This window comes from Lentzea alba (assembly GCF_011067745.1).
Classification (GTDB): Bacteria; Actinomycetota; Actinomycetes; order Mycobacteriales; family Pseudonocardiaceae; genus Lentzea; species Lentzea alba.
Genome location: NZ_JAAMPJ010000006.1, coordinates 137,926 through 157,500, shown reverse-complemented (window position 1 = coordinate 157,500; position 19,575 = coordinate 137,926). Strand labels below are relative to the sequence as shown.

Here is a 19,575-nt window from a genome sequence, read left to right as displayed (position 1 = left end):
ACCAACCCCTCCCCCAGGACCAAAGACACGAACGAGTGAAACCTAGGCTACGAAACCTCGGTGCCTAGGCGTTTTGCGCCTCCCAGTTGCTGAGCCACACGTCACGCGCCTCGCGCTCGCCGCGGATGGACGCCAGCCAATCACCGAGGGCGTCGACCTGCAGTTCGAGCGCACCGGACATCAGTCGCGGGCAGCTCTCCCGCACGGCGTCGAAGCCGGCGTCCTGGGAGATGTTCGTGAGGCTGAGCATCGAGGTCGCCGACTGCCGGTAGCGGCCGACGATCGTCTGCACGTGCGCCGCGTGCCCACCGCTTTCCGCGATCCGGCACCACAGCTCGTAGTCCTCCCACCCGTGCAGGCGGCGGTCCAGCGTGTAGCCCTCGAGCTTCGTCAGCGCCTCGTGCTTGATCAACGCCATCGCGTCGATGTAGTTGCCGTAGCGCAGTCGCCACGGCTCCCACGGCCACACGCCCATCAGGCCGACGGGACCGGTCGAGTCGAACCGCTGCAGCACGCCGTACGCGAACGACGCGTCCGGCTCGGCGTCGATGGCGGCCACCAGGCGTTCCAGACCGGTCGGCACGATCGCGTTGTCCGAGTCGAGCACGAACACGAGCTCGCCGCGCGCGTGCCGGAACGCCTCGTTGCGCGAGCGCGGCAGGCCCCGGTTGACCGGGTGCCGCACCAGCGTCATGGGGACGTGCGGGCTCTTGTCCATCCACTTGCGGACGGTCTGGTTGGAGCCGTCGTTGGAGCAGTCGTCGACGACGATGATCTCGATGTCGTTGTACGAGCCGGACGCGGCGGACTCCAGCGCTTCCACGACGTACGGCTCGTGGTTGTACAGCGCCATGATCACCGAGACGCGCGGCGTGCGGCGGTCCCACGCGGGCGTGCGGTGGTCGATCACCGGCGTCGGGTCGATCGTCGGGTCCGTCGAGACGCGGCGGCGCAGGTCGATGATGTCGAGCCGGATCTCGCGGATCGCCTGGCGGACCGCGTCGACGCCGTCGGTCTGGCGCTCCCAGGACGGCGTGACCTGCTGCCGGAACGGCTGCGTGCGGCTCGGGCCGAGGCGCAGCCGGTGACCGTCGTGGGTCTTGCGCAGGTCGTGCGCCACCGAGACCAGCTTCTCGACGCCGGCGGAGAACGGGTTCTCCTTGATCAGCTCGTAGGCGTTGCGGCGCAACCTCTTCAGCCGCGCAGGGTCCTCCAGCAACGCGGCCAGCGCGTGCGGCATGGTGGACAGCGCGGAGAACACCAGGTGCTCGTCGTGCTTGAACGGCTCGGTGTGCAGCGAGGTCTCGGACAGCATCACCGCACCGCAGTGCGCGGCCTCGGCGGCGCGCAGCCACTCGAAGTACGGCTCGTCTGCCTGGTGGACGTTGACGAGAACCTTGGTGCCCGCCAGCAGTTCCCGCTTGCGGTCACCCGTCACGAACGCCGCGTGGTCGCCGGTGTTCGGCGCCGCGTTGTCGGACAGGATCAGCCGGCTGCGGCGCGACCACAGCTGCCGGCCGATCTTCGAGAGAGCGTGCTCACGCCGTGGCGTCGCGCAGCCCAGGAACAGCACGTCCAGCTCGTGCTCGTCGGCGTCCGGGACGAACTTGTCCCAGGTGGGCGTCCAGCCGAACGGCAGGTGCTCCGCCGCGATGCCCTCCGCCTGGTAGCGCTTGACCGACAGCGTGCTGAAGTCGAACACCGCGCCGAGCTTGTGTCCGTAGTAGACGTTCGTGTCGAAGTGCGACGACGCCGGCTGCTCGGCGGTGATCCCGATGCAGCGCTTGGCCAGCCGCGGGTCCTCCAGGAACTGGCCACCCTCCAGCACCGCGTACTCGTGCGTGGGCAGCAGGACGAAGACGTCGTCGGGTTCGGTGTCCACGACGGACGTCACCACGTCGGCCGGCACGCCGAGCCGGGTCGCCTCGTCGACGATCGCCTCGGCCAGTTCGTGGAAGAACGCGTTCTGGAACCGCGACTGGACGACCCGCAGCCGCAGGTCAGCTCGCTTCTCAGGCATTGCGCCCGCCCTTGATCACACCGGTCGCCTTGCGCAGCGGAGCCGTGACGCGCCACGACGTGGAGCGTTCGAGATCGGTGATCCTGTCCTGCAGCGTGGTGCGCCAGTGCAGGTGCTCGCGGATCTCCTCGTCCAGCCTGCGGTTGAGGCGGTCGTTGTCGCGGGCGTACTCGGCGAGCAACGTCGTGGCCTCGTCCAGCGCGGTGAGGCGTTCGGCCGCCTTGGCCAGCTCGGTGTACTCGTTCTTGAGGTCGTGCAGTTCCTGCGCCACCACGTACTCGCGGCGGCGGGACTCCTCCAGCTCGGCGAGCGCCTTGCCCAGCGCGTCCTCGAGACCGGTCGCGACCGACTCGGCGCGCTCGCGGGCCGCCTTCTGCTCGTCCGCGAACTGAAGGCTGCGCTCCAGCTGGTCCGCGGCCGCGTCGGCCTCGGGGACGACGACCTGGGACAGCGGGTGGCGGGCCGTGCCGCCCTTCGCCCTGGTCTTCGTGGCGGCGGTGACGGCCGCCTGCAGGTGCTTGACCAGTGAGTCCTCGGAGTAGTGCTCCTCGATCCACGCGCGGTACGAGCGGCGTTCGTCGATCGACGGCTCCTGCGCGAACACCGCGGCGGCCTTCTCGACGATCGTCAGCACGTCCGCGTCCTCGACCGCGTGCGTGCCGGGAGCCTGGAACAGCTCGGCGCCACCACCGGCCGGGTAGCCGATCACGACGCAGCCCGCGGAAAGCGCTTCCGCGGCGGGCAGGCCGAAGCCCTCGTCCCGGCCGAGCGCGATGAACACCGACGCGTCGGCGAGCTCGTCGGCGACCTTCTGCTCGGTCACGTCGTCGAGCGACACGACCTCGACGCCCGCGAAGCGCTTGTCGTTGCGGAAGAGCGTGCTCAGCACGGCGGCCTCACGCGGGCGCTTGCGCGGGAGCAGCACGATCTTGCGCTTGCGCTCCTCGGCGAAGCGGTACAGCTCGGTGTCGATCACGTACGGCACCAGCTGGACCTTGAGCTTCGGGTGCAACGCGCCCAGCACGTCGACGCTCACCTTCGACCCCGCCCACACCTGCGGCGCCGGCTTCCACGCCGGGTAGTCGTTCCCGGTGAAGTTGTCGTAGGTGTAGAAGTGGTTCTGGTTGTAGACGACCTTGCGCACGCCGGGGGCCGGGTCGAACCCGTCCAGCACCATGACCTCAGGGACGACCAGCACGTCGTCCGGGCCGAGCTCGCAGGTCTCACCGCTGATGACCTGCGCGGTCGAGGAGAACCACCCGATCTGGAAGCCCTCGGCGAGGTGCCACACCTTGGCGTCGAAGCCGGTGCGTTCGGCGAGTTCCGCGTGCCGGTACATGGCGCGCACGCCGCCGGCCGGCTCCGTGACGTCCGGGACTACGTACACGACCTGGCGAGTCATGGTCGACATCAATCCCCTCGTGGGTCTGGCATAGCCTGTCGCCGTCGAACGGAGGACAAGCGGTGACGATCCTGGTTACCGGCGGTGCGGGTTACGTCGGCTCGCACGTCGTGCACGCGTTGACCGACGCCGGACGCGGCGTGGTCGTCGTCGACAACATGCGCACGGGCTCGCTCGCGGCCGTACCGTCCGGCACCCCGGTACACATTATCGACGTCACCGACACCGCGGCGCTGGAACAGGTCATTCGGGACCACGGTGTGACGGCCTGCATCCACCTGGCCGGCCTGAAGAACCCTGGTGAGTCCATGAAGGACCCCGGGCTGTACTTCCACAACAACGCCACCGGCACGCTGTCCGTGCTGAACGCGCTGGTCGGCACCGGTGTTCGTGATCTGGTCTTTTCGTCGTCCTGTTCGGTCTACGGCGCCGCGGAAAAGCTGCCGATCACCGAGGACAGTCCGTTGCAGCCCATCAGCCCGTACGGCCACAGCAAGCTCGTGGGCGAGCGGATGATCGAGGCGTACGGGAACGCGCACGGCCTGCGCTGGATGTCGTTGCGGTACTTCAACGCGGCCGGAGCGGCGCTCGACGGCAGCATCGGCGAGGACTGGGGCCCGACGCACAACCTGGTGCCGTTGCTGGCGAAGGCCGCTTTGGGAGCGCGTCCACCGGTGACGTTGTTCGGCAGCGACTACCCGACCGAGGACGGCACCGCGGTTCGCGACTACACGCACGTGGTGGACCTGGCCGAGGCGCACGTCCTGGCGCTGGGACACCTGCAGGACGGTGGTTCGTCGGCCGCGTTGAACCTGGGCACCGGCACGGGGTACTCGGTGCTGCAGGTGGTGAAGGGGCTGGAGCAGGTCGCCGGACGGCCGTTGCCGGTGACGTTCGGCGAGCGGCGGCCGGGGGACCCGCCCGTGGTGTGGGCGGATCCGGCCCGTGCTTCCGAGGTGCTGGGCTGGCGTGCCAGGTTCGGTCTTGCCGAGATCCTCGCCACCGCGTGGCAGTGGCACGCCAGGTCTCACTTGGTGGGGTAGTTCTTGGCGACGGCGGCGACGACCTTGGTCATGCCGCCTTCCATGGCTTCCTTCGTCTTGCCGCGCACCTCGATGCGCACGAGGGTGTCCTTGGAGGCGTAGAAGAGGCGCTCGTCGAACGGCACGTCGGGAACGTCGATGGCCCTCTCGTTCACCATCGCCGGCAGGCTTTCCGGACCCGTCGTCGCGACGAATCCCCACTTCTTCTGGTGCTCCGAGAGCGCCCCGACGGCCGCCTTGGCCGCGGCCTCGTCCGAGCACTTGAAGGCGTGGATCTGGGTGACCCAGTCGTCGGAGTAGGTCACCTGGGTCATGCCGGCCTCGGCACCGCACATGGTGATGAGCGCGGCTTCTTCCGGCCCGAACTGCGAGCGTTCCTTCGAAGCCTGGTCAACGGTCGTCTGGCCGCTGTTGGCCTCGTCGATCTTGCCCGGCAACGTGCTGCCGGGAAGCTTCGGTCTGGCGCTCGTCGACGTGGTCGGCGGGTTCGTCTCGCTGTTGGCGATCGGCGTGTCGGTGGACGACTTGCTGCCCGACGTGAACCACCAGATGCCGCCACCGATGAGCGCGAGCACCAGCACGACACCGACGATCGCGAAGACGCGACCCTTGCCGCCGCCACCGGACTCGTCGAAGACCTCAGGCCCGTGGCTCCAACTCGGCGACGGCTGGTTGATCTGGTCGTAGTCGCCGCTCACCCACGGCGGAGGCGCGGCCTGCTGCTGTTGCGGTCCGGGCTGGCCCCACCCGTCGGGACCGGGCTGAACCGGCGCCACGAACTGGGTGCGGTCGGCGTCGCCACCTCCGCGCTGGCCACCGGTGACCACCTGGGTGGCGTCCGGGTTGGGGTTCTGCGGCGGTTGCGGCTGCGGCTGCTGCGGGCCCTGGACGTTGACGACCTGGGTCCGGTCCGAGGTGTTTGGCGGCTGTGCCTCCCACTTGAAGGGCGGGGCAAAAGGCCCGCTCTGAGGATTCTGGGCAGGCCCACCGCCAGCCGACCCGGAGAGGACCTCGTCCCGGCGCCGTCGGTAATCGTCAGCCGAGATCCGACCAGAGGCGAGTTCGTTGTCGAGCTTCTGCAGCTCGTCTTGCCAGGTCACCCCTGGCACCCCCTTCCGCGCGAACATGGACTCGGACATTGTGCCCGTGCCCACTTATGGCTTCGTGCGGGCCTCACAAGTCGTGACCTGGTTGTGGCGCACCGCACCGTTATATTGACCGCATGGCGTGGTTCGGGCACAACAAACCGCAGGTGGTGGCCGCTGACGAGGCCCTGCCGGGCCGCGCGGAACCGCTCTCTGCGTCTTCGTCGCACGCGGTGTTCGCGGATCGACCGTTGGTGCCGCCGTTCCCGTCCGGTCATCGGACCGCTGTCCTCGGCATGGGCTGTTTCTGGGGCGCTGAACGACTCTTCTGGCAAACGCCGGGCGTCTGGTCCACCGCCGTGGGCTACGCGGGCGGCTCCACCCCGAACCCCACGTACGAGGAAGTCTGCTCGGGACGGACCGGGCACGCCGAGGTCGTCCTGGTCGTGTTCGACCCGGCCGCGTTGCCGTACGCGGAGCTGCTGCGGGCGTTCTGGGAGGGACACGATCCGACGCAGGGGATGCGGCAGGGAGCGGACATCGGGACCCAGTACCGGTCTCTGCTGCTGGTCGGCGATGAGGGGCAGCGAGTGACGGCCGAGGCCTCGCTGGCGGTCTACCAGGCGGCTCTGGATGCTTCGGGGCGCGGGGCGATCACCACGTCTGTCGAGCCGCTCGGGGAGTTCTACTACGCGGAGGACTACCACCAGCAGTACCTGTCCGATGCCAAGAACCCTCACGGGTACTGCGGGTTGGGCGGTACCGGGGTGTCCTGCCCGGTGGGCCTGAAGCCCTGACCTGTCAAGGTCGTTCCCTCAAAAGAGGACGGCACGCTGTGTATATAGCATCGATGGTATGGACTGGGTGCCGTCGAGCTTGAGCCCGAGGTTCGGGACTGGCTCGAAGAACTGAACACCGTGCAGTTCGCGACCGCTGCCTTCTACGTCGACTTGCTGGCGAACGAGGGTGTGCACCTGAGTGAGCCGTACACCCGCCAGCTGGACGGCAAACTGAGGGAGTTGCGGTTCTACCTGGACGGCAACGCGGTGCGCATCACGTACTGGATCGCCAGCGGGCGAAGAATCGTTCTGCTGACGGTGTTCCGCAAGACGCGGATGCGTGAAAGCCAAGAGGTGGCACGTGCGCGCCGCGCACTTGCACGGTGCATTGATCAGCTGCACACCGTGGACGAGCACGACGGGAGTGATGACGATGGCCGACTGGCGGCAGCTCCGTGATCGGCGAATGGCTGAGCCTGGAGCTGAGGAGGCGTACGAGGCCGCTCGCATCGCGTTCGAGTTGGGACGAACGGTCCGGGAGGTCCGGGAAGAACGTGGCTGGAGCCAGGCGCGGCTCGCCGAGGCGTCCGGGATGACGCAGCCGGCGGTGGCCAGGTTCGAGGCGGGTGGCACGGTTCCGACGATTCCCGTGCTGGAACGGCTCGCGCACGCTCTCGACCTCGAGCTGGTGGTCCGTCTCGCGCCGCGATCAGCTGCCTGAGATCGCGCTCTCCCGCGTCAGCAGAAGATGAGTCCGCACGGCCGCGTCGTCGTGGTCGTAGGCGCCGGCGGCGGTTTGGGCGTCGTGGTCTGAACCGGTGGCGGCTTCGTCGTAGTCGTCGTCACCGCGGCGGTCGTCGTAGTTGTGGTCGTCGTCGTAGTTGTTGTCTTGGAAGAAGAAGACGGTGCGGACGACGAGGGAGGGGACGACACGTTCTGTGACGGAACGTTGGACTCCGTCGGGAGCACCGAAGGCGTGTTGATGAGCGATACGCGGGCCGGTCTGTCGGTCTCCGGGCCTGCCGGATCGCTCGACGCGAGCGATCCGACATGCGGCGCGAGCACGTAAAACGCGGCAATGACAGCCCCCAGGAGCGCCCCGGTTGCGAGCCGACCCGGCCCACTCATCGCCGCTAACACCCGGATTGCCTATCTCGTTCACTCGATTGGGTCAAGCTAAACGAGTTTTTTCTAGTCGATCAAACCCTGGTGACCGTCACGCCGACCACGCCCTGTGACAACGGGGCGATGGCTTTGAAGCCGCGAGGGGTCAGGTCGATGCATCGGCCGGTGATGAACGGACCGCGGTCGTTGATCCGCACGGTGACCGTCTTGCCGTTGGAGCGGTTCTTCACCTTGACCTTCGTGCCGAACGGCAGCGTCTTGTGCGCGGCGGTCAGCTTGTTGGGGTCGAAGCGCTCGCCGCTAGCCGTCGTACCGCCACCGGTGTAGTAGGAAGCCTTGCAGGTCTCCGCAGAAGCCACGGGGGAGAAGAGGACTGCGGTGGCGGCGAGAGAGGCCAGCGTGAGGCCGGCAGCCGCGAGAGTCTTAGCCATGGGACTAGCAACTCAGCCGGCGGCAAAGACTCGCCTAACGCGCGCCTAACCGGGAAATTGCTCGGCGGCAGACACCAGCAGCTGCCAGTCGCCGTCGGGCAAGGTGCGCAGCCGGTCCAGCAAAGCGGACATTCTGGACAGTAACTCAGGGTGATCAGCCCAGAAGGAGTGGTCTACTCTGAGTAGAGCGGCGAGCAGGTCGCCGGGGTACAGGGCGACCGATCGCAGCGGGTCGCCTTCGACGTGTTCCAGCGCGAGCAACGCCGTGACGTCCAGCCCCACCTGATGCGTCACCAGCAGATGCAGCGACGTCGGCGTCAGCTGGCCCACCGGCAGATCGCGCAACGCGCACAGGTCCCGGTACAGCTGGGTGGACGACGAGTCAGGTCTCAGCCAGTCGTCGTCGCTCAGGTGCGCGAGCGTTCGGTGGCGATCCACGCACCCATAGTCCACGCAAACGGAAGACCTAGCGGGCCGACGGAGGCAACGGTTCGGCATTGGGCGACTGCCAGCCGACGCGCACCAGCACCTGGCCCTCGTGCAGCAACGCCTGCGACGCCAGGCCCCACACGGTCGACGCGAGCAGCACGCTGCTCACCGCTTCGCCCATCCGCAGCCAGTCGTTGCCGATCATCCGGACCAGCGCGCCGCCGCGGCGGGCCACCAGTTCCAGGTCGCAGCTCTCGGCGTGGGCCGCGTGCAGCAGCCAGGTCAGCGCCGAGTCCGGCACCTCGTCCGCCAGATAGGGCCGGGGGTCCTCCCGGCGCAGCGAGATCGCGGCCGCGGAGGCCACCTCGCACGAGAACGCGTCGAGCTCCCAGCGCGGGTGCACCGACGCGACCTGGCCGTCGGCCCCGGACCGCAGCACGTGGCAGTCCCAGCCCATCGCGGAGAGAGCGACCCGCACGTGGTGCAGCGCGGCACCACACGCGAGCATCGCCGTCTGGTCGGTACGTGTGGTCACGAGCTCCAGACACTCGTTGCCCTTGCGCCACCGGTACGGCGGAACGATGCCGAACGACGGTGCCCGCGCCGCGAGCTTCAGCACTTCTTCGACGGTTCCCGCGTCTGGGGTGCGCACGCTGGTCCTCATCCGAGACAGCCTGCTCGCGCCCGGTTGCACCGAGCCTGCGTCACGACTGCGCGGCCGCGACCACCGCTGCCACGGTCATCGCCGCACCACGCGCGAAATGCTCGTCGTAGTCCTCACCCAACGCCTGACGGCACAATGCCACGCACTGGTCGTGTGAGGCCGCGAAGTTGGCACTTCCGAACAACGGCAACCCGACCGACTGCCACACCCGGTCCGCGCCGCCCAGCAGCAACGCGGCGTGCGCGGCAGACCCGGTGACCACCGAGATCAGCGCCAGCAGCTCCACCGACACCGCGATGCCCAGCAGATCGTCGAACTGCTCCTTGATGCGCAACGAAGAAGTAGCCAGCTCACGGGCTTCGGCGACGTCACCGCGTCCCATCGCCACGAAAGCCAGGACGTACAACGCGTACGCGCGCGCCCAGAGTTCGCCGTGCTCTTCACACACGGCGCGAGCCTCAGCGCAGATCGCGGCCGCACGGTCGAGTTCGCCACTGAACGCCACGGTGATCGCCAACGCCACCCGCGCCATGATCACGTTGCTGTCGAGGTGTCCCAGCTCCGCGTGGCGCCGGTCGGCCTCAGCCAGCAACGCCGCCCCCGACGACAGGTCGTCGTCGAACACCGCCGCCGCGCCCTGCACGTAGGTGGCGTAGACGTCGGCGTCCTCGTCGTCCAGCAGAGCAGCCTCCGCACGGCACGACGCCAGCAACGCCGGCACCACGGCGGTGTTGCCCTGCAGCGTCGCCACGTAACCCGTGACCCACAACGCCTTGCAGCGCGCCCGCGACGGCTCGGTGTCCAGCGACAGCGCCCAGTTCAGCCAGTGCCGTCCCTCGGCGAACCGTCCACAGCCGACCCAGTAGAACCAGAGCGTCGCCGCCAGTCGCAGTCCCGCGTCGGCCTCGCCCGGCGTCGTCAGCGAGTACTCCAGCGCCGCCCGCAGGTTGCCGCTCTCGGTCGTCATCGCCCCGACGGTCGCGGCCTGCCGTGGTGTGAACCAGGCCCGTTCACCTTGTGCGGCAATGCCCGCGTACCAGTCGCGATGCCGTAGTCGTAGCCGTGGCTCGTCATCGCTCGCGCGCAGCCGTGTCTGCCCGTACTGGCGCATGGTCTCCAACAGCCGATAGCGCGCCACGCCGCCGTGTTCTTCGCGCTGCAGCACGGATTTGTCGACCAGCCCGTCGACCGCGTCGAACATGAAGTCCGCGGTCAGCGCGTCGTCGGAACACACCGCCTCGGCCGCGGCGAGGTCGAAGCTGCCGGCGAAGACCGAGGCTCGCGCCCACAACAGCTGCTCGCGCGGCGAACAGAGGTCGAAGCTCCAATCCATGGTCGCCATCAGGGTCTGGTGCTGCGGCAACGCCGTCCGCCCGTCGTCGGTCAGCACCTTGAACCTGTCGTCCAGCCTTTCCAGCAGCTGCGACGGCGTCAGGGCGCGGACCCGCAGCGCCGCCATCTCGATCGCCAGCGGAATGCCGTCCAGCCGCCGGCACAGGTCCGCGACTGCCTGCTCGTTCGCCCCCGTGATGACGAACGAGCCAGGCACCGCCGCGTCGGCGCGTTGCGCGAACAACGTCGCCGCGGGATAAGGCACGGACAACGGCGCCACGGACATCACCTGCTCGCCGTAGACCCGCAACGCCCGCCTCGACGTCGCCAGCACCCGCAATCGGGGAGCCACCCGCAACAGCGTGTCCACCAGCACCGCGCAGTGGTCGACGACGTGCTCGCAGTTGTCCAGCACCAGCAACGCGTCCCGGTCAGCGAGGAACTCGGTCAGCACGGCCAGTTGCCCGCGCCCGGTCTGGTCGACCACGCCCAGCGCCTCGGCCACCGTGTGCGGGACCAGGGCCCTGTCCCGCAACGCCGCCAGCTCCACCAGCCACACCCCGTCCGGCGGCTGCTCGCCCCGTGCCACGTGCACCGCGAGCCGCGTCTTGCCCACCCCGCCAACGCCGATCAACGTCACCAGCCGGTGCTGCCTGACGAGCTCCGCGACGTGCTGGGTCTCCGGGCGGTCGACGAAGCTCGACCGGTCGGCCGGCAGGTTGCCGCGGATCACTACGGGAGCGCGTTCGGACAGGTCAAGACGTGGATCGGCGGTCAGCACCGCCTGTTCGAGGTCGCGCAGCCGGGCGCTCGGCTCGATGCCCAGCTCGCCGACCAGCACCGCGCGGGCCCGTTGGAACGCGGCCAGCGCCTCCGCCTGCCGGCCGCCCCGGTAGAGCGCGATCATCAGCTGCTCCCACAGCCGTTCGCGGAACGGGTGCTGCTCGACCAGCGAGTTCACCAGCGGCGCCACCGCGGCGTGTTCGCCGAGCTCCAGCGACGCCTCCATCAGGTCCTCGGTCGCGTCCATCCGGAGCTCGGTGAGCCGCGCGGACTCCTGCCGGGTCCACTCACCTGGCCGGCAGTCCGCGAGCGGGTCGCCCGTCCACAACGCGAGGGCTTCGCGCAGCATCCGGGCCGACTCCAGCGGGTGTTCGCTGTGCCGTGCTGCTGCGACGAGCGCCTCGAACCGTGCGACATCAACGGTGTCCGCGGGCGTGTTCAGCACATAGCCGGGTTCGCGGGTGGTGATCAGCTCGCCCAGCCCGGCGTCGCGGATCTGGCCGCGCAGCCGCGCGAGGAGGCTGTGCAGGGTCTTCGTGGCGGTCGCGGGTGCCTCGTCCGACCAGAGCGCGTCCACGAGCGCGCTTCTCGGCACCGTCTCCCCGGGATTCACGGCCAGGCGGGCCACCAGGGTCCGCTGTCCCGCGCTGCTGAGCTGAACTGCTCCGTTCGGACCGGTGAGTTCGAGTGGTCCGAGCAGCCGGATGATCACGTCATTGGTCCTGTCGTCAGCCCCCGACAAAGGCTGGAACCGCGCCAAGATATCGCAATGGAATTCGACCCGAGAATCAACGCCCAGCGCGTGACCGCCTACGCCGATCTACGTGCGGTGTTGGCTGATCCGGTGACGTTCTCCTCCCGGAACATGGCAGGACCGCAGGTCGCGACAGTGGCGGCGCTGCTGCCGCCGGAGCAGCGGCGATTGCTGGAATTGATGTCATCGCTCAACGCGGCGGACGGCACGAGGCACGCCCGAATTCGTGCATCGGCGAATCACAAATTCACTCAAACGGCCGTGCGCCAAATGGCTGACCCAATTCGATTACGTGCTCGGGCCCTGCTCGACGACCTGCCGGAAGAGGCGGACTTCGTGAGCCAGTTCGCGGCGCCGTTCGCGTTGGGTGTCGTGGGTGACGTGCTCGGCGTGCCGGAAAAGGACTTCCCGCTGTTCCGCGAGTTCGTGGCACCGGTGCTGGAACTGACCAGCGGTGAGGAGGTCAGCGAGCGGGTCCTCGGGTCGTACTTCGCCGCGATGAACGAGTTCTGCGCCTACTTCGGGCGCTCGGACGTGTTCAAGGGCGGGCAGCTGTCCGAACAGGAACGGCTGTCGCTCTGCCTCGCGGTCGTGGTGGCCGGTACCGACTCGACCACGAACCTGCTGGCCAGCACGCTGCTGCGACTCGACCGGCGGGAACGCCGACTCGGTGGCGTGGTGGAGGAGGTGGTGCGGCTCGACGCGCCGTTCATCGGCTTCTTCCGGACGGCGACGCGTCCGGTGGCGATGGGCGGGGTGAAGATCGCCGAGGGCGAGCACCTCTTCCTCGACTACGCGGCCGGCAACCGCGACCCGAAGGTGTTCACCGAGGACTTCGACCCCGGTCGGCCGTCCGTGCCGGCGCACCTCGGCTTCGGGCACGGGCCGCACTACTGCCTCGGCGCCCAGCTCGCGCGGCTGGAGGGCCGGATCGTCGCCGAAGAGCTGCTCGACCGCTCGTCCGAAGTGGCCGAGCAGCCCGGCGACGTGCGCTACCGCAGGCACCTGATCAGTCACGGGCCCGCTGCGCTGCGGTTCAGACCAGGGCGGCGTCCAGCGTGATGTTCTCGACGGCCGCGAGCGCCTTGGAGACCGGGCAGTTCGCCTTGGCGCCCTCGGCGGCCTCGACGAAGGCCTCCTGGGTGAGGCCCGGCACGTTGGCGCGCACGGTGAGGTGGATGCCGGTGATGCCGACACCGGCCTGGAACGAGACCTCGGCCTTGGTGTCGATCGAGGTGGGCGGGGTACCCGCGCCGGTCAGGCCGTGCGAGAGCGCCATCGAGTAGCAGGAGGAGTGCGCCGCCGCGATGAGCTCCTCGGGGCTGGTCTTGCCACCGGCCTCCTCGGCGCGCGCCTTCCAGTCGATCTCGAAGCTGCCGCTCTTGGACGTGTCGAGGCTTACATTTCCCTTGCCCTCGACGAGAGAGCCTTCCCAGTGCGCGTTTGCCGTCTGAGTGATGGCCATGATCTCCAGGTCCTTGTCGAACGTGCTCGATCAGGTTGATGCGAGCGGACAGGACCACCCTTTCACGGGCGGGCTGCGAGATCACCTCAAGAAGCCTGAGAAACGAAAGAAGCCCGGTGTCCGTGGACACCGGGCTTCTTTCGAGAGCGGATGACGAGACTCGAACTCGCGACCCTCACCTTGGCAAGGTGATGCGCTACCAACTGCGCTACATCCGCACTGCGTCTTGCTGTCGTACGGGGACAACTATACAACAGCGCTAAACGGCGTCTCGACCGGGGGGTTCCAAACCGGCCAGCAGTTGATCTACCTCGTCCAACTGCTCCTTGGGCCAGCGCCACTCCCACAGCGCCCGCACCTTCGGCAGCACGTCGACCGGCAGCCAGGCCGCGACCTCCTCGCGGAGGTCCCAGTCGTCGAACACGTGCTCGTAGAAGCTGATCAACGCCGCGTTCTCGAGGAACTGCTCCGGCTGGTGGAAGCACCAGTGCGCGAACCCGTACGCGCGCCGCAGCACGTCGTCGTCCTGCTCGCGATGCGCTTCCATCGCCAGCTGAGACAGCTCCGAGAAGAAGACGTGGCAGGACCACTCCTCGGTCTCGGCGACAGCACTGAGCTCCGGCACGAGGGCCGAAGCGCGTTCTCGCCAGTCCACCACGCCCGTGACGATAGTCGCTCGATCTTCTTCGGCCGACGGTCCGACTCCCACATGTGACCGTCTCGTCACCGATCACGTTGCGCTGATCAGCCCACTACTAACGGATGGTCTTGTATATCGACCTGTTCTCATCCAGGAGCAGTTCTGGCCCCTTGTGGCATGTTGAAGCCTGTGATGGTCGACGAGAACGAGGTCGACCGGGACCTGCTCGCCAGGGTGCGCGAGGGAGATGACTCGGCCTACGGCGAACTGTTCTCCCGGCATGCGGACGCGATCCGCCGTTTCTCCCTCAGGCACGTCCGCGAGGCGGCCGAAGCCGACGATCTCACCGCAGAGGCGTTCTTCCGCATGCTGCAGGCGATCCGTCGCGGCAGCGGCCCCACGGACCACGTCCGCACGTACCTGCTGACGGTCGCCCGTCGCGTCGCGTGGGAGTGGAGCGGCCGGCGGCGGGACGTGCCGGTCGAGGACGAGGAGCTGGGTCGCCGGGTCGAGCCGGTGGGTGACAACGCGAACCGCCGGGCCGAGCACAACCTGATCACCCGCGCCTTCTCGAGCCTGCCCGAACGCTGGCGGGTCGTGCTGTGGCGCGTCGAGGTGGAGGGCGAACGCCCCGCCACCGTGGCGCCGCACTTCGGGCTTTCGCCGAACGCCATGTCGGCGCTGGCGCGGCGTGCGCGTGAGGGTCTGCGCGCGGCGTACCTGCAGGCGCACCTGGCCGCCGACGACGGGCGTTCGTCGTGCGCGGCGATCCGTTCGAAGCTCGGCACCTACACGGCCGGCGGGGTCCAGGGCGTCGAGGAACGCCGGATCCGCGCCCACCTGGACACCTGTTCGTCCTGCTCGCAGCTCTACACCGAGCTCAACGAGGTCTGCGCGACCCTGCGCGCCAACGCGGCGTTCCTGATCGTGCCGTCCTCGCTGGGGCTCGCGTTCGCCGGGAAGGTGCTGTTCACCAAGGCGAAGCTGGCGTTCGCGGCGGCGAGCGTGGCGACCGTCGGCCTGGTCGGGACGATGGCCGCGGTGTTCACCGGAGGACCGGGCGTCGCGGTGCTGCAGCCGGACCAGCACCCGGTGATCGCCATGGTCACGTCGGGTTCGGCCAGCTCGGGGCACAGCCAGGAGCTCGTGGTCGCGCCACCGCCGGTGCAGCATCAGGAGAAGCCGCAGGCGAACGTGATCAACCCGGGCGGCCGGGCGCAGGAGACCGTGCGCAGGACGTCGTCCTACGCGCCGCCGCCACCGCCCGTGGAGCAGCGCCGGGAGGAACCGGTCGAGCGGGCCTTGCCGGTCTCCACGCCGGTGTCGTCCGAGGCGGTCACCTCGGGGCCCGTGACCTCGCGGGACGTCAAGTCGCTGAACGCGGTGTCCACCACGTCCGATCCGCCGTCACCGCCTGATCCGTGCTCGTCTCCGCAGACCACGCCCACGACGATCACCCTCTACCCGACGAGGCCCGCCGTCCAGAACTGACGGTGACGATCAAGCTCGGCCTAGTTCACCCACAAGGCTCGCCTCGCGTCGGATACGGTTTGACCAAGACCGAGCGAGCGTGGGAGCGGGTTTATGACGCGGCTGGTGCGCGGTGCCGACGGGCGGATGTGGACGGTCCACAGCCGCATCGAGTGGCGCAACCCGGAGGAGTCCGACGACTTCGAGCACGACGTCAGCGGCGGCGTCCTGCCCGGCATCATGATGGCCGGGATGCTCGTCGTGATGGTCGTGGTGCTCATCGCGTGGACGCCGGAGCAGGTGGTCGTGCCCGCGTGGCTCATCCTCGCGCTGATCTTCCTGTTCGCGTTCTTCCCGGTCCGCTGGGCGCTGCGCCGGCCGCACACGCTGGTCGCGGAGAGCAAGGCGACGGCCGACGAGCTGCCGCCGGAGCGGTGGATCGGGTCGGTCCGGGGCCCGCTCGCGGTGCGCCAGGAGGCCTCGCGGGTCGCTCGCACGATCGAGATGCACTCGCTGCCGGACGTCGAAGGCCCGTTGCAACCCGTCGACTGATGCGACACTGGACCGGTGCCCGAACTACCCGAGGTAGAAGCACTGGTTCACCACCTGCGTGAACACGCTGTCGGTCGCACCGTGCACCGCGTCGACGTGGCATCGCTGCAGGTGTTGAAGACGTTCGACCCGCCGTGGACCGCGCTGCACGGCCAGGAGGTCGTGGGCGCGCACCGGCACGGCAAACACCTCGACCTGGAGATCGCGGACGGCCTGCACCTGGTCGTCCACCTAGCTCGCGCCGGCTGGCTGCGCTGGGCGGACACCATGTCGGCGCCCCCGCCCAAGCAGGGCCGCGGGCCGTTGGCGTTGCGCGTGCACCTCGGTCCGCCGGGGCAGGGGCCGGGCTTCGACCTGACGGAAGCGGGCACCAAGAAGGGGCTCGCGGCGTGGATCGTGCGCGACCCGAAGTCCATTGCGAGCGTCGCCAGGCTGGGCCCGGACGCGTTGGAGATCACCCGGACGCAGCTGGAGGACCTGCTGGCCGGGCGCACCGAGCGGTTGAAGACGGCGCTGACGGATCAGGGCCTGATCGCGGGCATCGGCAACGCCTACTCGGACGAGATCATGCACATGGCGCGGCTGTCGCCGTACGCGACGTCGGGCAAGCTGAACTCCGAACAGCTGGATCACCTGCACGAGGCCATGCTCAGCACGCTGACCGACGCGGTGGCGCGGTCGGTGGGCCAGGACGCGGCCCGGCTCAAGGGCGAGAAGCGGTCGGGGCTGCGGGTGCACGCGCGCACCGGTCTGCCTTGCCCGGTCTGCGGCGACACGGTTCGTGAGGTGTCGTTCGCGGACAAGGCGTTTCAGTACTGCCCGACGTGCCAGACCGGCGGCAAGCCGTTGGCCGACCGCCGGTTGTCCCGCCTGCTCAAGTGACGATGAGGACTTCCAGGGTGCGGGGCCCGTGGACGCCCTCCACCCGGTTCAGCTCGATGTCGCTCGTCGCGGACGGGCCGCTGATGAACGTCAACGGGCGGGTGGGCTCCAGCCGGTGCAACGCTTCCGGGACCGACGCGGCGATCTGGTCCGCTCGCACCACGCACAGGTGGTAGTCCGGGAGCAGGGTGAGTGCCCTGCGGCCCTGTGCTTCGCCGCCGTCGAGCACGATCGTGCCGGTGTCCGCGATGGCCACCGCGCAGCCGGTCAGCACGCCGTCGGACCGGTCCAGTTCCTCGATCGACAACGGCTCGCGCAGCCACGTGACGCCGTCGATCAGCCACTCGTCCGGTACGCCTGCCGGTGCGACGATCCGCTTGCCCTCCAGGCGTTTCAGCGCCTCCGGGACGTCGCTGACGACGTGCACGATCGCGCGGTAGTCGGCGACCGTTTCGGCGAGCAGTTCGACGCCGCCAGTGCCCTTCGTGTTGTAGCCGCGGACCACTTGGGGCGCTGCCGGGACTTTCGCGCTCCGGATGCGGTTGAGGATCTCTTCTCGTGCGCTAGCCACGGTTCTTCCTCCACCAGGCGCGGAACGACTCTTTCGGGGGCGCGGGCACGTCGCGTGAGGACGTCCACTTCGAACCCGGCCACGGCAGGGACGTGATCTTGCCGTCCTTGGCCAGGAAACGGGCCAGGGAACCGGCTTTCTGCGCCTTCTCGTAGCGGGAGGCCGAGGCGAACATCCACGCCGCGGCCGCCATCGCGATGGACTCCGGCGTGCGCCCCTTGGCGGCCACGACCTCGGCCCGCAGGTGCGTGAGGACGGACGGGATGTCGATCCGGACCGGGCACACCTCGAAGCACGCACCGCAAAGCGAAGAGGCGTAAGGCAAAGACGCGGCCAGCGGGTCGTGCAGGTCGCCGACCAGTTGTGGCGTCAGGATCGCGCCGATCGGTCCGGGGTAGACCGAGCCGTACGACTGGCCGCCGGTGCGTTCGTAGACCGGGCAGACGTTGAGGCACGCCGAACAGCGGATGCACCGGAGTGCTTGGCGACCGACGGAGTCCTTCAGCGTGGCGGTGCGGCCGTTGTCGATCAGGACCAGGTGGAACCGCTGCGGGCCGTCGCCGGGCGTCACGCCGGTCCACACGCTCGTGTACGGGTTCATCCGTTCCGCTGTGGACGACCGGGGCAGCAGCTGCAGGAAGACTTCCAGGTCCTGCCACGACGGCACGAGCTTCTCGATGCCCATCACGGTGATCAGGGTGTCCGGCAGGGTCAGGCACATCCGGCCGTTGCCCTCGGACTCCAGCACCACGATCGACCCGGTGTCGGCGACGGCGAAGTTCGCTCCGGAGATGGCGACCTTCGTGGTGAGGAACTTCTGGCGCAGGTAGCTCCGGGCGGCCTCGGCGAGGTCCGCCGGTTCGTCCGAGACCTCGACCCCCATGCGGCGCTGGAAGATCTCGCGGATCTCCGAGCGGTTGCGGTGGATCGCGGGCACCAGGATGTGCGACGGCCGGTCGTCGCCGAGCTGCACGATCAGCTCGGCGAGGTCGGTCTCGATCGCGTGCACGCCGCCGGCCTCGAGGGCTTCGTTGAGCCCGATCTCGGCGGTGGCCATGGACTTGACCTTGACGACCTCCTGCGCGTCCTCTGCCCTGCAGAGGTCGAGGACGATCCGGTTCGCCTCTTCGGCGTCCCGCGCCCAGTGGACCGTTCCGCCGCGCGCGGTCACCGACTCCTCGAGCTGCACGAGGAGCGTGTCGAGGCGAGCCAGGACGTCGTCCTTGATCTGCTCACCGGCGACGCGCAGCTGCTCCCAGTCGGTCATCTCGGCGACCGCGGCTGCCCGGCGGCCGCGGATGGTTCCGGTGGCCTTGCGCAGGTTCTGCCGCAGCTGGGTGTCGGCCAGGGCGGTCTTGGCCGCCTTGGGGAAAGTCGGGCTGCCCAGCCACGTCACGGGGTTGCGCGCCACGGGTCCTCCTCCGTCGAAGCCAGGATCTCCGCCAGGTGCACCGGCCGGACGCCCGCGCGCAACCGCGACAGGCCACCGCCGATGTGCATGAGACAGGAGTTGTCACCGGCGGAAAGCACTTCGGCGCCGGTGTCGAGCACGCACCGCATCTTGTCCGCGAGCATCGCCGTGGACGTCTCGGCGTTCTTCACCGCGAACGTGCCGCCGAAGCCGCAGCACTGCGTCGAGTCGGGCAGTTCCACCAGATCGAGCCCCTTGACCGACCTGAGCAGCGCCATCGGCTTGTCCCCGACGCCCAGCATGCGCAGCGAGTGACAGGTGGGGTGGTAGGTGACCCGGTGGGGGAACCACGCGCCCACGTCGGTTACGCCCAGCACGTCGACGAGGAACTCCGCGAGCTCGAAAGTGCGCGGCGGAGACTCACCCAGCGTGGGATGGATCTCCCGAACCATGCCCGCGCATGACCCGGATGGCGCAACGACGTAGTCGTAGCCGCCGAAGACGTCGGTGTACTTGCGGGCGAGCGGCTTCGAATGCTCCCGATAGCCGGTGTTGAAGTGCATCTGACCACAGCAGGTCTGATCGAGCGGGAACTCCACCGAACAGCCGAGCCGCTCCAGCAGACGCACCACAGCACGGGCCGTCTCCGGGAAGAACGTGTCGGTCAGGCAGGTCGCGAACAGGGCCACTTTCACGGCCACACCCTCTCCCCAAAATCATCGGATGTCTACCCGGAT

Annotated in this window: 21 protein-coding genes and 1 tRNA gene; 8 read left to right on the top strand and 14 right to left on the bottom strand. The window is 68.8% G+C overall.

The window, feature by feature from the left end:
- Positions 1 to 64 precede the first annotated feature (64 nt).
- Entirely contained in the window at positions 65 to 2,020 is a 1,956-nt protein-coding gene (locus G7043_RS22815; protein ID WP_166048580.1) for a glycosyltransferase, read from the bottom strand.
- Positions 2,013 to 3,431 carry a glycosyltransferase gene (locus G7043_RS22810; RefSeq protein ID WP_166048578.1) on the bottom strand — a complete coding sequence of 473 codons (1,419 nt, stop codon included), beginning with the start codon at positions 3,429 to 3,431 and terminating at the stop codon, positions 2,013 to 2,015. The genes G7043_RS22815 and G7043_RS22810 overlap by 8 nt, the downstream gene beginning before the upstream one ends.
- Before the next feature lie 53 nt (positions 3,432 to 3,484).
- On the opposite strand from G7043_RS22810, the gene galE reads away from it, so the two are divergent.
- The gene (galE, locus tag G7043_RS22805) at positions 3,485 to 4,465 is read left to right on the top strand and encodes a UDP-glucose 4-epimerase GalE (protein WP_166048575.1); all 981 of its coding nucleotides are present in this window, start codon (positions 3,485 to 3,487) and stop codon (positions 4,463 to 4,465) included.
- On the opposite strand, the gene G7043_RS22800 is transcribed toward galE, so the two are convergent.
- The gene (locus tag G7043_RS22800) at positions 4,450 to 5,565 is read right to left on the bottom strand and encodes a hypothetical protein (RefSeq protein ID WP_166048573.1); all 1,116 of its coding nucleotides are present in this window, start codon (positions 5,563 to 5,565) and stop codon (positions 4,450 to 4,452) included. The genes galE and G7043_RS22800 overlap by 16 nt on opposite strands.
- Before the next feature lie 122 nt (positions 5,566 to 5,687).
- On the opposite strand from G7043_RS22800, the gene msrA reads away from it, so the two are divergent.
- The 3 genes from msrA (at position 5,688) to G7043_RS22785 (ending at position 7,050) form a co-directional block, all read left to right on the top strand.
- Positions 5,688 to 6,347: a peptide-methionine (S)-S-oxide reductase MsrA gene (msrA, locus tag G7043_RS22795; protein ID WP_166048571.1), complete on the top strand. Its 660-nt coding sequence runs from the start codon at positions 5,688 to 5,690 to the stop codon at positions 6,345 to 6,347.
- Positions 6,348 to 6,467: 120 nt separating this feature from the next.
- Positions 6,468 to 6,788, top strand: coding sequence for a type II toxin-antitoxin system RelE/ParE family toxin (locus G7043_RS22790; protein WP_313888027.1), 321 nt, complete (start codon positions 6,468 to 6,470; stop codon positions 6,786 to 6,788).
- Positions 6,789 to 6,795: 7 nt separating this feature from the next.
- A complete protein-coding gene (locus G7043_RS22785) occupies positions 6,796 to 7,050 on the top strand; it encodes a helix-turn-helix domain-containing protein (RefSeq protein ID WP_166048569.1) in 255 nt (84 codons plus the stop codon).
- Here the strand turns inward: G7043_RS22785 and G7043_RS22780 are convergent.
- The 5 genes from G7043_RS22780 to G7043_RS22760 are packed head-to-tail and all read right to left on the bottom strand — an operon-like array spanning position 7,039 to position 11,805.
- The gene (locus G7043_RS22780) at positions 7,039 to 7,491 is read right to left on the bottom strand and encodes a hypothetical protein (protein WP_166048567.1); all 453 of its coding nucleotides are present in this window, start codon (positions 7,489 to 7,491) and stop codon (positions 7,039 to 7,041) included. The two genes, G7043_RS22785 and G7043_RS22780, sit on opposite strands and share 12 nt — an antisense overlap.
- 37 nt (positions 7,492 to 7,528) lie before the next feature.
- Positions 7,529 to 7,885, bottom strand: coding sequence for a septal ring lytic transglycosylase RlpA family protein (locus tag G7043_RS22775; protein ID WP_166048565.1), 357 nt, complete (start codon positions 7,883 to 7,885; stop codon positions 7,529 to 7,531).
- A gap of 45 nt (positions 7,886 to 7,930) precedes the next feature.
- Entirely contained in the window at positions 7,931 to 8,323 is a 393-nt protein-coding gene (locus G7043_RS22770) for a contact-dependent growth inhibition system immunity protein (RefSeq protein WP_166048563.1), read from the bottom strand.
- 28 nt (positions 8,324 to 8,351) lie between these two features.
- On the bottom strand, positions 8,352 to 8,978 hold the full coding sequence (locus G7043_RS22765) for a hypothetical protein (protein ID WP_166048561.1): 627 nt from the start codon (positions 8,976 to 8,978) through the stop codon (positions 8,352 to 8,354).
- Between the two features lie 40 nt (positions 8,979 to 9,018).
- Positions 9,019 to 11,805 carry a BTAD domain-containing putative transcriptional regulator gene (locus G7043_RS22760; protein ID WP_166048559.1) on the bottom strand — a complete coding sequence of 929 codons (2,787 nt, stop codon included), beginning with the start codon at positions 11,803 to 11,805 and terminating at the stop codon, positions 9,019 to 9,021.
- 312 nt (positions 11,806 to 12,117) lie between these two features.
- Between G7043_RS22760 and G7043_RS22755 the strand changes: the two genes are divergently transcribed.
- Positions 12,118 to 12,909, top strand: a complete 792-nt coding sequence (locus tag G7043_RS22755) for a cytochrome P450 (RefSeq protein WP_166048557.1) — start codon at positions 12,118 to 12,120, stop codon at positions 12,907 to 12,909.
- Here G7043_RS22755 and G7043_RS22750 read toward each other — a convergent pair.
- The 3 genes from G7043_RS22750 to G7043_RS22740 all read right to left on the bottom strand — a co-directional run bounded on the left by G7043_RS22750 (position 12,884) and on the right by G7043_RS22740 (position 13,970).
- Positions 12,884 to 13,312, bottom strand: a complete 429-nt coding sequence (locus tag G7043_RS22750; protein ID WP_166048555.1) for an OsmC family protein — start codon at positions 13,310 to 13,312, stop codon at positions 12,884 to 12,886. The genes G7043_RS22755 and G7043_RS22750 overlap by 26 nt on opposite strands.
- A 145-nt stretch (positions 13,313 to 13,457) precedes the next feature.
- Positions 13,458 to 13,530, bottom strand: a tRNA-Gly gene (locus tag G7043_RS22745).
- Between the two features lie 41 nt (positions 13,531 to 13,571).
- On the bottom strand, positions 13,572 to 13,970 hold the full coding sequence (locus G7043_RS22740; protein WP_166048553.1) for a DUF7674 family protein: 399 nt from the start codon (positions 13,968 to 13,970) through the stop codon (positions 13,572 to 13,574).
- A gap of 159 nt (positions 13,971 to 14,129) precedes the next feature.
- Here G7043_RS22740 and G7043_RS22735 point away from each other — a divergent pair, with 159 nt between their 5' ends.
- From G7043_RS22735 to G7043_RS22725, 3 genes are all read left to right on the top strand, one after another.
- A complete protein-coding gene (locus G7043_RS22735; protein WP_242642569.1) occupies positions 14,130 to 15,443 on the top strand; it encodes a sigma-70 family RNA polymerase sigma factor in 1,314 nt (437 codons plus the stop codon).
- 93 nt (positions 15,444 to 15,536) lie between these two features.
- Positions 15,537 to 15,974, top strand: coding sequence for a DUF983 domain-containing protein (locus tag G7043_RS22730; protein WP_166048550.1), 438 nt, complete (start codon positions 15,537 to 15,539; stop codon positions 15,972 to 15,974).
- Between the two features lie 15 nt (positions 15,975 to 15,989).
- Complete coding sequence (locus G7043_RS22725) at positions 15,990 to 16,856, top strand: Fpg/Nei family DNA glycosylase (protein ID WP_166048548.1); 867 nt, start codon at positions 15,990 to 15,992, stop codon at positions 16,854 to 16,856.
- Here G7043_RS22725 and G7043_RS22720 read toward each other — a convergent pair.
- The 3 genes from G7043_RS22720 to G7043_RS22710 are packed head-to-tail and all read right to left on the bottom strand — an operon-like array spanning position 16,849 to position 19,527.
- Positions 16,849 to 17,427, bottom strand: coding sequence for a LutC/YkgG family protein (locus G7043_RS22720; RefSeq protein WP_166048546.1), 579 nt, complete (start codon positions 17,425 to 17,427; stop codon positions 16,849 to 16,851). The genes G7043_RS22725 and G7043_RS22720 overlap by 8 nt on opposite strands.
- Positions 17,420 to 18,838 carry a LutB/LldF family L-lactate oxidation iron-sulfur protein gene (locus tag G7043_RS22715; protein WP_166048545.1) on the bottom strand — a complete coding sequence of 473 codons (1,419 nt, stop codon included), beginning with the start codon at positions 18,836 to 18,838 and terminating at the stop codon, positions 17,420 to 17,422. Before G7043_RS22715 ends, G7043_RS22720 begins: the two co-directional genes overlap by 8 nt.
- Complete coding sequence (locus tag G7043_RS22710; RefSeq protein WP_313888055.1) at positions 18,820 to 19,527, bottom strand: (Fe-S)-binding protein; 708 nt, start codon at positions 19,525 to 19,527, stop codon at positions 18,820 to 18,822. The genes G7043_RS22715 and G7043_RS22710 overlap by 19 nt, the downstream gene beginning before the upstream one ends.
- Positions 19,528 to 19,575: the final 48 nt, after the last annotated feature.